13 protein-coding genes are annotated in these 14,044 nt (G+C 41.0%); 6 read left to right on the forward strand and 7 right to left on the reverse strand.

The genetic code is table 11. The annotated features are described in order from the left end of the window. Positions 1-123: 123 nt before the first annotated feature. The 3 genes from RMY64_RS03360 (at position 124) to RMY64_RS03370 (ending at position 3,580) form a co-directional block, all read left to right on the forward strand. A complete protein-coding gene (locus tag RMY64_RS03360) occupies positions 124-2,184 on the forward strand; it encodes a ribonuclease R family protein (protein WP_322699304.1) in 2,061 nt (686 codons plus the stop codon). Between the two features lie 58 nt (positions 2,185-2,242). Then, positions 2,243-2,503, forward strand: a complete 261-nt coding sequence (locus RMY64_RS03365; RefSeq protein WP_322699305.1) for an alpha/beta fold hydrolase — start codon at positions 2,243-2,245, stop codon at positions 2,501-2,503. Positions 2,504-2,737: 234 nt separating this feature from the next. Further along, a complete protein-coding gene (locus tag RMY64_RS03370; protein WP_322699306.1) occupies positions 2,738-3,580 on the forward strand; it encodes a 2-isopropylmalate synthase in 843 nt (280 codons plus the stop codon). Positions 3,581-3,654: 74 nt separating this feature from the next. On the opposite strand, the gene RMY64_RS03375 is transcribed toward RMY64_RS03370, so the two are convergent. The 3 genes from RMY64_RS03375 to RMY64_RS03385 all read right to left on the reverse strand — a co-directional run bounded on the left by RMY64_RS03375 (position 3,655) and on the right by RMY64_RS03385 (position 6,120). Continuing rightward, positions 3,655-3,987, reverse strand: a complete 333-nt coding sequence (locus tag RMY64_RS03375; protein ID WP_322672659.1) for a hypothetical protein — start codon at positions 3,985-3,987, stop codon at positions 3,655-3,657. 82 nt (positions 3,988-4,069) lie between these two features. Next, the gene (locus RMY64_RS03380) at positions 4,070-4,417 is read right to left on the reverse strand and encodes a hypothetical protein (protein ID WP_322672658.1); all 348 of its coding nucleotides are present in this window, start codon (positions 4,415-4,417) and stop codon (positions 4,070-4,072) included. 104 nt (positions 4,418-4,521) lie between these two features. Then, positions 4,522-6,120, reverse strand: a complete 1,599-nt coding sequence (locus RMY64_RS03385; protein WP_322691497.1) for a B12-binding domain-containing radical SAM protein — start codon at positions 6,118-6,120, stop codon at positions 4,522-4,524. A gap of 328 nt (positions 6,121-6,448) precedes the next feature. Between RMY64_RS03385 and RMY64_RS03390 the strand changes: the two genes are divergently transcribed. Next, positions 6,449-7,162, forward strand: coding sequence for a hypothetical protein (locus RMY64_RS03390; RefSeq protein ID WP_322672656.1), 714 nt, complete (start codon positions 6,449-6,451; stop codon positions 7,160-7,162). Between the two features lie 8 nt (positions 7,163-7,170). Here the strand turns inward: RMY64_RS03390 and RMY64_RS03395 are convergent, their stop codons facing one another. The 3 genes from RMY64_RS03395 to RMY64_RS03405 form a co-directional block, all read right to left on the reverse strand. Then, a complete protein-coding gene (locus tag RMY64_RS03395; RefSeq protein ID WP_322685231.1) occupies positions 7,171-8,124 on the reverse strand; it encodes an NAD(P)-dependent oxidoreductase in 954 nt (317 codons plus the stop codon). A 209-nt stretch (positions 8,125-8,333) separates the two neighbouring features. After that, entirely contained in the window at positions 8,334-9,395 is a 1,062-nt protein-coding gene (gene hemE / locus RMY64_RS03400) for a uroporphyrinogen decarboxylase (RefSeq protein WP_322672654.1), read from the reverse strand. Positions 9,396-9,725: 330 nt separating this feature from the next. Next, a complete protein-coding gene (locus RMY64_RS03405; RefSeq protein WP_322699307.1) occupies positions 9,726-10,409 on the reverse strand; it encodes a PEP-CTERM sorting domain-containing protein in 684 nt (227 codons plus the stop codon). An 807-nt stretch (positions 10,410-11,216) separates the two neighbouring features. Here RMY64_RS03405 and RMY64_RS03410 point away from each other — a divergent pair. Further along, on the forward strand, positions 11,217-11,954 hold the full coding sequence (locus tag RMY64_RS03410; RefSeq protein ID WP_322672652.1) for a hypothetical protein: 738 nt from the start codon (positions 11,217-11,219) through the stop codon (positions 11,952-11,954). A gap of 33 nt (positions 11,955-11,987) precedes the next feature. Next, entirely contained in the window at positions 11,988-12,611 is a 624-nt protein-coding gene (locus RMY64_RS03415) for a hypothetical protein (protein WP_322699308.1), read from the forward strand. 106 nt (positions 12,612-12,717) lie between these two features. Here RMY64_RS03415 and RMY64_RS03420 read toward each other — a convergent pair whose 3' ends face one another. After that, positions 12,718-14,037 carry an ABC transporter substrate-binding protein gene (locus RMY64_RS03420; protein WP_322699309.1) on the reverse strand — a complete coding sequence of 440 codons (1,320 nt, stop codon included), beginning with the start codon at positions 14,035-14,037 and terminating at the stop codon, positions 12,718-12,720. Positions 14,038-14,044 lie beyond the last annotated feature (7 nt).

Below are 14,044 nucleotides of genomic sequence, written 5' to 3' on the forward strand. Positions count from 1 at the left end.
ATGAGTTATGAGTTATGAGTTATGAGTTATCAATTAACTTTTCACTCCTCACTCCTCACTGCTCACTCTTAACTACTCACTCCTAACTATTTAAACTGTTCACCAAATTAGAGTGCGAGAGTTGTGGAGAAGGGGACGCTAGTTGAATTTAGGGTTCAAGGCGATCGCCGTCTGGGCATCGTAGAACGTCCAGACGGTAAAACCCGCTGGTTTGTGGTAGACGAACGCGGTCAATCCCACAGCCTCGCGCCTAGACAAATAACCTATACAGTTACCAAAGAGACTTATAAGGCTTCTGAAATTGCCAGCTTTTTGGAGCAGATCGAGCCTTATTTAGACCCATCTAGTTTAGAAGTGGCTTGGGAATTACTGGTTGAAGATGGGGAAACAGTTACCCCAGACCAAATGGCGAATCTGCTATTTTCAGAATCAGCCGCGCCTGCTTGTTACGCCGCCTATTGCTTGTTATCAGACGACAAACTTTATTTCAAGCAAAAAGGAGACGCTTACGAGCCGAGAACTGCTGCTCAAGTGGCAGAACGCAAGCACCAACTAGAAGTAGAGGCACTAAAAGCTAAAGGACAGCAGGAATTTTTAACTCGTGTAGAGCAGGCGCTCAAAGGTGAAGCAGTAGAATGGCAGCGCCACGATCGCCAGCGTTTAGAAGGACTAGAAAAATACGCAGCGCTAATAGCTGACACCGTGCGGACGGGGGTTAATTATGACTCGTTGGCTCGCGCTTATCCGCCCAGCGCTCCAGTATTAGAAACTATGACCATGCTGGGACGGCCCACGACACCCCAAGGAGCCTTTCAACTATTGGTAGATTTGGGTTGCTGGAGTCCTAATGAAAACTTGTTCCTGCGGCGTTCTTCAATTCCGATCCAATTTCCTCATAAGGTATTAGAAGTGGCGCAACAGCGTTTGGATTTCCCGCCGATTGACTCAGATACAAACCGCCTTGATCTGACTCACCTGAAGGTTTACACCATTGATGATGAAACTACCACAGAGATCGACGATGGTCTAAGTTGGGAAGTACTCCCCGATGGACGGGAACGCCTGTGGGTGCATATCGCCGATCCCACTAGATGGTTAGTGCCGGAAGATGAATTAGATTTGGAAGCCAGAAAGCGCGGTAGTACAGTCTACTTGCCGACGGGAATGATTCCCATGTTCCCAGAAGTGTTGGCAACTGGGCCAATGAGTCTGATCCAGGGAAAGGTTTGTTGCGCCCTGAGTTTCGGGATTATTTTAGGGACAACTGGGGGAGTAGAAGATTACAGCATTCATACCAGCTTAATTAAGCCGACTTATCGCCTCACCTACGAAGATGTAGATGAAATGCTGCAATTACGGGTACAAGCAGAACCAGAAATTGCTGCGATCGCAACTTGGGCACAAAAACGCAAAGCTTGGCGTTACGCTCAAGGAGCAATTAGCATCACTATGCCCGAAGCAACGATCAAAGTCAAAGGCGAGGAAATCCACATTGATATTTTGGACGATTCCCCATCACGGCAACTGGTAGCAGAAATGATGATTGTTGCCGGTGAAGTTGCGGCTCGTTATGGTAAAACTCATAACATACCTTTGCCCTTTCGCGGTCAACCGCAACCAGAATTACCTCCAGATGAGGAATTGCTGCTACTTCCAGCCGGATTCGTTCGCGCTTGCGCTATGCGTCGTTGTATGCCCAAGAGTGAAATGAGCATTACACCTTTGCGTCATGCCGGTTTGGGCTTGGATACTTACACTCAAGCAACCTCTCCCATCCGCCGCTACAGTGACTTACTCACCCACTTTCAAATTAAAGCCCATTTGCGGGGTGAAGTTCTGCCATTTTCCGCAGATCAACTTAAAGAAGTAATGATGACTGTCACCAGCATCACCCAAGAGGTGACGATGGTGGAACGACAAACTAATAGATATTATGCTTTAGAGTATTTACGCCGTCATCCAGAGGAAACTTGGGATGTGACAGTGTTGATGTGGTTGCGAGAAGACAGCAACTTAGCCCTAATTTTATTAGAAGATTTGGGCTTGCAGTTGCCAATGGCTTTCAAACGTTCTGTGAAGTTGGGCGAACAGATAGTGGTGAAAGTTAGCCACGCCGATCCACAAAAAGATATGATCCAGTTTCAAGAAATAATTTATCAAGAAGCTCAAACAGCGGCGAATTAACTACATAAGCTACGCTATAAAAAACTCCAACCACTGCACCCGTCATCAAACAAGAGGAATGATGCAAGCAATAAATCATCGCTTGATTGAGACTAACGGCATCAAAATGCATATTGCTGAACAAGGTCAAGGAAACCTTGTAATCCTATGTCATGGCTTTCCAGAATGCTGGTACTCTTGGCGACATCAGCTTGTAGCCCTTGCAGAAGGTGGATTCCATGTTGTTGCGCCCGATATACGTGGTTACGGGCAGACAGACCAACCAGAGTCAGTTGAGGCATATAATATATTGGAGCTAACTGGCGATATCGTTGGCTGAAACTCCTATTCCTTCGTATAACTAGCAGTAAAATCGTCTTAACCCGAACTGAGGTTAACTACTTTGTCATTTGTCATTCGTAATACTTGCCAGAAGCTAGTATTATCAATTACGAATTATTTTAACCTTGCTCCAATTCCTGTCGGTTACGATATCGGGTACATTGAATGAGGTACTAGTTATGATGTCTAGCAGAATTGCATTTGAAAAAAGCGATCGCTATCTCTAGCTAATATGTCAGAAAATAATCACAAAATAATTATTTTTGATACCACCATGCGTGATGGAGAATTGACGCCTGGGGTAAAAATGAATTTGCAACAAAAAATCATCATCTCCCAACTGCTTGAAGAAATGGGAGTAGATATTATTGAAGTTGGTTATCCAGCAAGTTCTCAAAAAGATTTTGATGAAGTATTTAATATTTCTAAAATAATTAAAAATTCTACTATTTGTGGGCTAGCTAGTTCTAATTCTAATGAAATAATCACTCTTGCTGAAGCAATTAAACCAGCAATCAGAGGTAGAATTCACACTTATACTCCGGTAAATCTGAAAAATCAGTCTAAATTAACCAAACAAGAAGTATTAGCAACAATCAAAGAGAGTGTTTCTCTAGCACGCAATTACTGTGATGATGTAGAATGGAGCGCTTTTGATGCTCCCAGAAGTGAGCCAGATTTTTTGTGTAAATCTATTGAAACTGCAATCAATAGTGGTGCTACTACTGTTAGTATTCCTGATAGCTTAGGTTTGGCATCGCCAGAAGAGTTTTTGCAACTTCTGCAAATGATTTTTAATCGAGTGCCCAATATTAACGAAGTTGTAGTTTCAGTACACTGTCATGATGATTTGGGCATGTCGATAGATAATTCACTCATTGCTTTAAGTTGCGGCGCGAGGCAAATTGAATGTGCAATTAATGGTTTGGGTGCGAGGAAAGGTAATGCAGATTTAGCGAAAGTTGTAACAGAGGTTTTAAAACAAGACAAGTATCAACTTGAAATTAACACTTTGTTAATCAGTAAAGCAGCAGAGCTAATTTTTGAAATAACTGGGATTGCAAAAGCAAAATAGTTTTTATAGGGTGTGTTACGCCAAAGGCTAATGCACCACTTGACTGAATTAAGAATTATTGATGTTTATCTTTGCTATGATCGCGGCTTTTCTGGCATAGGATGAGATGATGGTTGGACAACTTCATTACCTGGGTCTACTGCCTCTGCTCCTCTTGAAGCTTGTCTTATAGCATGAGATGATGGTTGGACAACTTCATTACCTACCAAGATATTGGTATTAGTACTGTTATTCAAACTATTCACTAGTTTTCTACGAAGTGACTCTAAAAACATAGTATCATTACCAAGATCGGAAGCTTCGTCCTCATCGATATCTTCGATTTGATTGAGTCGTTCTTGATATTTCTCAATCAGGCCATCGATGGCTTCAATGATAAACTTTATGTCCTTAAACGACAGATTCATTGTAATTTACCTACATAAAATAGCTTTATGCCACAAAAAATTCAACTAAATTCAAAATAAAAAATTTATAATTTTGTTAGCATTAACTTATTTTATAAAATAATTCATCTACCAATTTCAAGGCTGCTTTGTATTCATCTATCAACATCGCTCTAGAAGGTTTCCATAACCAGTGGTTATCGTGGTCATTTACCAATTCTATTTGCTCTGGAATTTCAGTATTGGATTCTAATTTCCACCAGTTTTTGCCATATCCTTGAGTGGTAAATGTTGATACCCCTCCGGGCGATGTCCCGTCTGGTAAAGTAGTCATGACCCAGACTTGACCATCTTTATTATAGGTGGCAATATCTTTATTAGGTCTAACATTCTCCATTCTAGGAGAATTAGCATTACCTTGCCGATAGAGTGCGATTGGTGTTTTTGCCATTCAGTAAGTGTCAATTTATGACTATCATACTTTGAATAGCATACTGGTTTTAATAACGGCTAATAAGTAATTTTTTCACTTTTACCTATTAACCGTTACTACATTTAACTAACTACTGCTTCAGCTTTTTCCTCAGCTTTTTCCTTAACTAGCACATAAGGCGTTTCTGCACCTTGTGCCAAATACTCAGCTAACTGACTTTCAATTTGATCGCGGACAATTTGGCGATACTCTAGAAAATGTTCGTTATGGGCACAAACGGCGATGTAATGTTCAATAACTCCAGGGTTACGTTTGAGAATGCTAAATAAATGATGCCAGAATTTCCAACGGGTTTCCCGTTTGATTCCTTGTCGCCAAATCACAATCAGCAACGCTTTTATAACTACCCACTCTGGCATTTTCGCTGGCGCTTTCCAACTCGGCAAGCCCATCATCAAGAAGCAGCGATAGGTACGATCCAAATATTGTACTGGGTCGTATAAAGTACAGAATGCCTCAATATATTCTCTGGCTAGTTCTTCCAGGGGACGAGTGGGCAGGAAGTTCATCAATGTTGTTTGGTTGATGTTTCCATCTTGATTTTCCCGTAATCTTCCTTCTTTTTTCAGGCGATGCCAAAGCGCAGTGTTAGGTAACGCTTGCAACATGGCAAAGGTAGTTGAGGGAATTGCTGCTTGTTCAGCAAAGCGGACAATGCGATCGCCTGCGCCTGCTTTTTCGCCATCAAACCCGATAATAAACCCAGCCATTGGGCGCAATCCCGCTTTAGTAATAGTTTGCACTGCCTCAGTTAGAGAACTACGAGTATTTTGAAACTTCTTAGTCATTTGCAAACTATCCTCATCCGGTGTTTCGATTCCCAAAAACACCGCCGAGAAACCGCACTCAACCATCAACTCCAACATTTCTGGATCTTGTGCTAAGTCAACTGAAGCTTCCGTATCAAATCGGAAGGGATATTTGTGTTCTGCCATCCAGACTTTTAACTCTTTCAGCAACAACTTTACATTTCGCTTGTTGCCAATAAAGTTGTCATCCACCATGAACACACCCCGCCGCCAACCCAATTCATAGAGGTAATCTAACTCTGCTAAAAGTTGGGCTGGGGTTTTGGTGCGTGGTTTGCGCCCGTAGAGAACAATAATGTCGCAAAATTCGCACTGGAAGGGACACCCGCGCGAAAATTGCACCGACATCATGTCGTAAGCATTCAATTCTAATAAGTCAAAGCGGGGTATTGGTGTGCTGGTGACATCAGGCTTTTCTGTGGCGCGGAAAGTGCCAGATGTGTCTCCCCTTTTTATTGCCTCAATAAACATGGGCAGCGTGATTTCCCCTTCATCCAGAATCAGAAAATCTGCGCCAACATTTTCAACTTCGTGAGGTACAGAGGTGGGGTAGGGGCCGCCAACTGCGACTAACTTGCCACGTTTTTTTGCTTCCTGGATTTGTTCAAGTAAATCTTGCTTCTGGACAATCATCGCAGAGAGGATTACTATATCTGCCCATGCCCATTCTGCTTCTGTTGCTGCACGGATGTTGCGATCGACCAGCTTGAATTCCCATTCTTGGGGCAAAATCGCGGCTACTGTTACTAAACCCAGAGGTGGTAATAAAACCTTGCGATCGACTAACTCTAGGATTTTTTCATAAGACCAAAAGGTTTTGGGAAATATTGGATACACTAACAAGATTCGCATGTAGTATCAATCCTCACACTTTGATTGTTATCCCACTCTAACGAAAATAAAGAGTTATTGACTTTTTATTAAAGTTGTTTTATTTTACCATTCATATTTTTAACTCAAATGGACGACTAGTACAGCACAGCGTAAATCCAACCACCATCTCAATTAACCAGACAAGTTGCTCTGAGCAACTGGTTAAAGGTAGGTAAACTTTCGCCACAGTTTACTAGGATTTCCTTAAAAAGACTCCCACATATATAAGAATTATTGTCATTTAGCTGTATCGTGAAAAGAGAAGCAAATTAGAAAACAAGTGTAGGCTTCCGAATAAATCAATCAGATGATCGCACAATGGCTCTCAAAAGCTTTTGCACAAAGTTTCAGGATTCTCCTTGCCGTTACATTTGTCAGTACTACATTTCCTGTGGTTGCATCCGAAGATAAATCTAGTTCTAGTAATCAACGTAATCTCCTTCAAACTGAGATTACACAGCAGGATCTCAAAATCATCGATCGATTAGTAGCTATTGCTGAACGCAACTCAGCCCAAGTGCTGGAAACAAAAGCTGCAATGGGATTGAATGCTTTTAGAGATGTCTTAGCTATCGAATTATCTCCGGCTCTAAGTACGATCTCAACATCACCGGATTCCCCATCTGAGCGCTCAAACAGTTTTTCCTTAACCGTTACAGTTGACCCGATTAAATTCATTAGTACTTTTGGGCAGCTTCCTGTTTTGCAAGCTCGTTGGAAGGAAGCTAGACAGCAAAAAAGATTAGCTATCGTGCAATATTATGTTGCCTATCTCCAAGCCCGTCAAGCAGCTTTAATTGCCACTTATCAAATACAAAAAATTACTGGAAGTTCTGACATTGCCAATCTTTATTCCCAAACAAGTTTTCCTAAGAATGTCAATCATCTTGCTAATCCTGATTACGTTGCAGCTGCAACGTCTTTGTTAGAAGCAAACACACGCGAACGATTGACATTGGAAGAATTGGCAGCTTGTGTCGGCTTATCTTCGCAAGAAATGACCGCTATCATTAGCAAATAATAGATATTTCATACACGTTTAACACCGCTAATTTTCAAAACATCACTCATGGTTGCACAATAATTTGGCAAGCCGAAACTATCGGGATTGATGAATTTTTCATAAGTAAAATGTCGATAGTTCATACAAAACCGATCCCAAGCGGCCATGCGAATGCGGAACAGAACAATAATCAAATTAGCCAATGCTATAGATATGGGAATGCGAAAGTAAATCTTTTTGCCCAGATAAGCACAAACTTCTTCCACTGCTTGATTAGCAGTTAATGGTGCTTGACCTAAAACAAGCCTACGTGGTTGATTATCTTTAGCAGGACGATCGATCAGATATCGCACAACAGTGGCAATGTCTCGTCCGTGGATAAAGTGAAAACTGCCATCTGCTTCTAAAAAGCGAATCAAATTGATATATTTTGTCACTTCTGCAATACCAGATGTGACAGCAGAATCAGGTTTATTCGCATCACCGCCAAATACTACAGTGGGAAAAACTGTGGTAATTTTGGGTGCGATCGCTAATTTTTCTTTTTTCTCTAAGCACTCATATTTAGAACGGATATAATCTGTCCCAATTTCCCCGGCTTCTTTTAATGGTTGATTGTAGCGATCCAAAACGCTAGCTGTCGAAAAATAAATTACCTGTTGACAACGTTCTGGATCTAGCAGTTCGAGTAACTCTATAGTCTTGACGACATTAATATCAAATGTTTGCTCGCCACCCCAAGCTGTGGCTGTGAGTACGGCTGTATCAATTGTGGATAGCAAATCGGCAAACTGGCGAATATTTTGCATATCACCTTGTAAAACGTTGATACCTGAACGTGCCTTGGTATCAACTTGCAGTTTGCTTGGGTTCCTAACTAATAGATACAGTTCGTGATTTGTTTCTTTAATTAAGGCTTCTGTTAAATAATGACCTACACAACCACTTGCACCAGTCACTAAAATCCGTTTCTGGCTCATAATAAGATTTTAATAAGTTAGGAGTTAGGAGTTAAGAGTTAAGAATTAAGTTAAAAGTTCCCTATCAGGAGTTATTTATAAAGTTAGGAGTAAGAAGTGAGGAGTTAAGAATAAAAGATAACTTTGTACCTCGCAACTCATAACTTGCAACTCATAACTCATAACTCATAACTCATAACTCATAACTCATAACTCATAACTCATAACTCCTAACCCTTAACTCCTGCAAGATTCAATTCCTTTGCAGTTTCAAAAAAGAAAGCGACATTTTCTTCTGGAGTTTCTGGTAAAACACCGTGACCAAGATTGAGAATATGACCCCAATTACCGGCTTTGCGAACCGTATCGAGGATGCGATCGCGAATAAACTGTTTAGAGCCGAATAACACGCCTGGGTCAAGATTTCCTTGAACTTTCATTTGCTTACCCAATCTGGCTCTTGCATCTGCCATATCCACTGCCCAGTCTACACTGACAATATCAGCGCCAGATTGTCCCATTCTTTCCAACACACCCGCACTACCGCTAACTAGCAAAATCAAAGGTGTATCGGGATGGGTTTGCTTGACTTGCTGGAAAACTCGCTGCTGATAGGGGAGAGCAAAGGTGTCATAATCTTGAGGACTCAATTGACCCGCCCAAGAATCGAACATTTGCACAACTTGAGCGCCAGAGTCAATTTGGTAGCGGGCATAGATGGCGATCGCATCTGCTAATTTAGCTAATAATTGATGCAGTATCACCGGGTCTGAAAATGCCATGTTTTTGATGATGGAGTAGGTTTTAGAACCTTTTCCTTCAACTGCATAAGCTGCTAATGTCCACGGCGCACCCACAAAGCCTAACACCGTTGATTTGTCGCCTACTTCCGAACGCAACGCTTGCAAAATTGTCTTGATAAATGGTAGAGCTGCTTCTGGTTCTAAAGGATGCAGACGTTCAATTTGTTCTTGAGTGCGGAGGGGCGAGTGAATGATTGGCCCTTTACCTTCGGCAATATCCATGTCAATCCCCAAACCAGGTAATGGGGTGACAATATCAGAAAATAAAATTACTCCGTCTGGTTGGAAAGCTCTCCAGGGTTGCAAGGAAACTTCAATTGCTACATCTGGAATTTCGGAGCGATCGCGAAACGAAGGATACTTTTCTCTTAAGTCTCGATATGCTTTCATATATCGTCCCGCTTGTCGCATCATCCATACAGGGGGACGATCTACTACTTCACCACGAGCAGCCCGTAAGAGATGAGGAGTCGTTGAATAAACACCCATTTATTACTTCATCCTATTTATGCCACTGTTTAGCTTATCATTCTGGGATTACGCTTTTCCAGCAGGTTTTCAGGAAAAGGTGAATAGCAGGGCATAATAGTAATATTTTATAATATTTTGATTATTGGATATAAGCGCTCGGTTGGCTTGACTACAGTATTAATGCCAGCAAGCGCTACAATTTATTGTTTTTTTGGCTAGTCCACGTAGCAATACACCTCTCACTTCTGCATCAGGGGAATGTGTGAGGAAAACTGCATAAAAAAATGTGTCTCTATGTCATGCATAGAGACACATCCTTAAGGATTTTCAACAGGGATCTGGATAAATTTATGCTTTCACTATCGCTTTATGTTGTGAGCGTTTGAAGACTGACATCATACCACAAGCACCTATTGCTAACACACCTAACATCGCACTAGGTTCAGGAACGCTGGCTAGCCTATAGGCGTGGTTATCTGTTTCAAAGGCAACACCATTTGAGCGCATCACAACTCGGTCAAATGATTCTCCTGTATCACCTACAAGATTGATAAACATATTAGCTTGAGAGCTAGTCCAACTACCATTAGCTATAGCAGTTGGCACATCTGCACCACTAAAAGTCTTTAATAACTGATCGCCTTTGTAAATGTCAACAAAGTTATAATCATCTAATGAACCTGCATAAAAACCGAAGTAATTAACAGCTTCTTTGAACTTAATATTGACCAAACCACTGTCGCCTGCAACATTACTACCTACTGGAGCAATTGTTAGAAATTTGGTGTTATCCCCATAAGGTGAGGCGTATTGACTAGATACGCTACCTTGAACAATGTTACTAGTAATATTAGAGTAAGTAACAAATCCATTAGGATCATTTGCTGTGCCATCGTCAAAGGTGACAGTTTTGGCATCAGCGTAGCTAGAAAATGGTCCACTATTGACTTGCAGAGTTACCGCACTAGCTGGATTCGCACTCATAACCACAGCAGTCATTCCGAGTAAAGCCAAAGAGATTTTTTTCAGCATTCTAGTAATAAACCTTGAAAAAGACAAAGAGAATTAAGATTGAACTTTTCTTGAAACCTAGCTATGAAAAACTGGGTTCATTACTCCAACAAATTAGAAAAAATCACAAAGATTATTAGGCCTTTATATATGACTTTTGTTGGGTAAAACAAGCTCGAATATATAAGTTGAGCTTGATACTTTGTAATCCTATTTTGATTTTTATAACTCGCAAAAGATACGGTGTATATACTAAAATATTTTTAAAGATTAAGTGAAGGTTATTGTGCAATTGTAGTAGGCAGTACAAACACATCTAAATTACTCTCGATCGCAACCAAGGTTAAAAACCAACAAAAAATCACTATTTACCATTTGGTTTAGTTTCTCAGGCTCAAAGCGATGTCTACGATGGGCTACCCCAATACGGTTCGGTTAACAAATTTATCTGTTGAGGTAAGCTTTTGAGGCAGGGGGAGAAGAGAGGCAGGGGAGGAAGAATTAACTTTTTTCCTCCTCTGCAACGCCAGCCTCCCCGGTCTCAAGAGCTTATCCGAACCGTATTGTGAGCTACCCCTAAATCTTTAGCAGTAAGAATAGGTTAATGAGATTCTATTGAGAATAGACCGTTATTATTGACATAAGATTCTCGCCTTGGGGAAGTGGGGAGTGGCGAGTGGGGAATGGAAAATAAAGACTGTGATTGAGAAATAGAGTAAAACAAGAATCAATATTTAATTGAGGATTGGCCAAACAGGGCATTAGTTAATTCTCCCCCTGCTTCCCTATCTTTGCGATCTCCCTTTTCCCTCACTCCCCTAACTTCTTATGCAAACTGACTCTAACAGTTCCGATCGTGTTGCATCTGCTAATAATGAGCCTAATCCAGGAAAGTATTTGATTCCGCGATCGCAGCGACAGAGGTTCTTTATTCAGTTTACCGTAATGACCCTCATCGGATGGGTTGTCGGTGGCGTTGCCAGTATCGCTTTAGAGAAAATTATTCTCCAAAGTCTCTCATCTAACGTTGCTAATCAACCACAAACATGGAGCATTTTGGTTAGAAGTCTTAGTAACGTTGTATTTGCCGTGATTTTCGCTGCTGACCAAGCTCTTGTGCTTTACCGATATTTACCGGGTTGGCAGTGGCTATTTGCTACTAGTGTCGGTTGGCTAATTGCCAACGGCGTTTCTACAGCCTGGATTAACTACATTTCAACCATTGCCTCATCATCTTCTGAAGATACTTTGATTTTTGGATTTTTGTCTGCGATCGCATATATAATTTCTGGAATTTGGCTAGGGATTTGCCAATGGCTGGTGTTGAGGCGATATACAGCAGGCATTTGGTGGTGGAATTTTTTACCCTCAATCTCTTTTTTCTGGATTACTATTTTGGTTTGGTTGCTTTTTATTATGCAAAATTTGATTCCAGAAACCTACCGTACTCCCATACTATATTGGAGTGGACAAGGACTGACAGCAGCGATTTTAGGAGCCATACCAGCAATTGGTTTGTGTACATTAAAAAGAAATTTACATCCCAAAACTGGAGTTTCTTCCTGACTTTTATCGATATATTCTATAACCTTAATATTTATGACTCGCCCGCGCATTCTCCAACCCGATCAAAGTTATACATTTAGTAAGTATTTTGAATTACCATATACTCCAGCAGATATCTTGGCGGAACTGGGATGTAGTTACGAACGCGCATCGCTACAACTACCACAATATTCAGGCGTAATTGACTATTTAGAATTTTTGCAGCGTTACTTACGGCGCAATATCATGCGCGTAAATCCTATCAGTGAAGCTGCAAAACGTGAAGTTTTAATTGCTCCTATTTTGTTGGAAATTTGCGACCAAACGCAAACTCAACTAAACATTGAGTACCCCATTAATATTAGCAAACAACTCAAAGGGAGTTTTGATTACTATATTTCATCTTCCAATTCCCTGTTAGTAGTCGAAGCCAAGCAATCCGATTTAAGCTGGGGATTTACTCAACTTGCAATTGAATTGATAGCACTCGACCAATGGACAGATTCGCAAACACCAACTTTGTACGGTGCTGTAACAAATGGAGAAGATTGGCGATTTGGAATATTTTATCGGCAAGATAAACGGGTCATGCAAGATATCAAACTTTATCGCGTTCCAGAAGGTTTGGAAGAATTAGTGCGAGTGCTTGTAGGAATTCTTACCAATGCTGGTAGTTAATTACAATAGTTTTCTTTTCTATGAAGTACAAAGCTACAGGTTTGGAGGCAGAAGGCAGCCCCTATAGGACTTCTAGTTAAAAAACAGCACTCACCACTAGTTCTATTTATTTGTCATCCCAAATCAAATCTAAACGCTCTTGTGCTTTCTTGAGGGCTTTTTCAGCAGACTCTCCTAGTACCGTCGCTTCTATAGCTCGACCAAGACTCTCAGAAAGACGGCTATATCCAGCAATTATTGGTTGAGAATGTGCCACAGGTAACTGGTCAAAAAACACTTTTAATACTGGTTTTTCATTAATGAATTGCTGATAAGCTTTGCTTTGAGCCGATGTAAGGGTAACTGGCAAAAAACCCGTCCCTATACTCCATTCGGTTTGGAATTCCTCACTCAAAACATACTCTAAAAATTTGAATGCTGCTTGCTCTCTTACTGGTGTGGTCTTCATCACAAAAAAATTTCCAGTACCTGTGACTGTAGCAGCTTTGACACCTGCTGGTATGGGTAATACCTGATGATCGACCTCAGATTTCATAATTAACGTCCAAGGGCCTGTGATTTGCATTGCAACACGACCTGTAAGAAAAGCTTCCTCTTCATAACCTCGTTCTGGGGCAGAAAGCATTACTGAACCATCTTTTATCAGGTCTTGCCAGAATTGTAAGGCCGCGATCGCACCCGCATTCGTTAAATTGGGGCGATTATTAGTTACAACCTCTCCCTCTGCACCAAATAAAAACGGGAACCAACTAAATACAGTCCATCCTCCTTTTCCTAAAGGCAGTAACATACCATACTGTTCGGGGCGCCCATCCCCATTGCGGTCTATAGTTAATTTTTTGGCAACTTGTCTCAATTCATCCCAAGTCTTGGGTAATTCTGTAATTCCCGCAGCTTCAAAAAGTTTAGGACGGTAAAAAATACCAATATTACTGGTGTGCATTGGCACTGACCAAATGTGACCATCTAACTGCATTTCTGGCAATAAGTTAGGTCTAATGTCTGAGTTGAGGGGCGATTTATCCAACCAATCTTCTAAAGGTCGAAGTGCCCCTAATTCCACAAATTGACCTGTATATTCAGGATGGAATGACAGCAGGTCTGGTGGTACATTGGCAACCACTGATGTCAATATTTTTGGTAATTGAGGTTCACTCTCAAAGATAGATTGTACCTGAATATCAGGATGAGTTTGATTAAATTTATCTACTAGTTTTTGAAATATATCTCGATTTGCAGGGGGATTAATAGCTTGCCATAGTGTCAGATGAATTACCCCATCTTCCTTTTGTCTTATCCCCTGACAACTAGATAAGAATATCAGACACAAACTTAGAATGATTCCTAAAATAAAAAACTGCCGAGCCGAATTTATCAAGTAACACCATAAATCTCTAGTTCTGGTAGCTAAAAAGTTAGTATTCATACAAATT

The sequence above is a fragment of the Nostoc sp. DedQUE08 genome, assembly GCF_034530895.1.
GTDB lineage: Bacteria > Cyanobacteriota > Cyanobacteriia > Cyanobacteriales > Nostocaceae > Nostoc.

Excerpts from the sequence above, each read along its gene's own strand:
- RMY64_RS03365 (WP_322699305.1), top strand. The coding sequence starts at position 2,243 with ATGATGCAAGCAATAAATCATCGCTTGATTGAGACTAACGGCATCAAA.
- RMY64_RS03370 (WP_322699306.1), top strand. The coding sequence starts at position 2,738 with ATGTCAGAAAATAATCACAAAATAATTATTTTTGATACCACCATGCGT.
- RMY64_RS03395 (WP_322685231.1), bottom strand. The coding sequence starts at position 8,124 with ATGAGCCAGAAACGGATTTTAGTGACTGGTGCAAGTGGTTGTGTAGGT.
- RMY64_RS03380 (WP_322672658.1), bottom strand. The coding sequence starts at position 4,417 with ATGGCAAAAACACCAATCGCACTCTATCGGCAAGGTAATGCTAATTCT.
- RMY64_RS03420 (WP_322699309.1), bottom strand. The coding sequence starts at position 14,037 with ATGAATACTAACTTTTTAGCTACCAGAACTAGAGATTTATGGTGTTAC.
- RMY64_RS03415 (WP_322699308.1), top strand. The coding sequence starts at position 11,988 with ATGACTCGCCCGCGCATTCTCCAACCCGATCAAAGTTATACATTTAGT.
- RMY64_RS03410 (WP_322672652.1), top strand. The coding sequence starts at position 11,217 with ATGCAAACTGACTCTAACAGTTCCGATCGTGTTGCATCTGCTAATAAT.
- RMY64_RS03375 (WP_322672659.1), bottom strand. The coding sequence starts at position 3,987 with ATGAATCTGTCGTTTAAGGACATAAAGTTTATCATTGAAGCCATCGAT.
- hemE (WP_322672654.1), bottom strand. The coding sequence starts at position 9,395 with ATGGGTGTTTATTCAACGACTCCTCATCTCTTACGGGCTGCTCGTGGT.
- RMY64_RS03405 (WP_322699307.1), bottom strand. The coding sequence starts at position 10,409 with ATGCTGAAAAAAATCTCTTTGGCTTTACTCGGAATGACTGCTGTGGTT.
- RMY64_RS03390 (WP_322672656.1), top strand. The coding sequence starts at position 6,449 with ATGATCGCACAATGGCTCTCAAAAGCTTTTGCACAAAGTTTCAGGATT.
- RMY64_RS03385 (WP_322691497.1), bottom strand. The coding sequence starts at position 6,120 with ATGCGAATCTTGTTAGTGTATCCAATATTTCCCAAAACCTTTTGGTCT.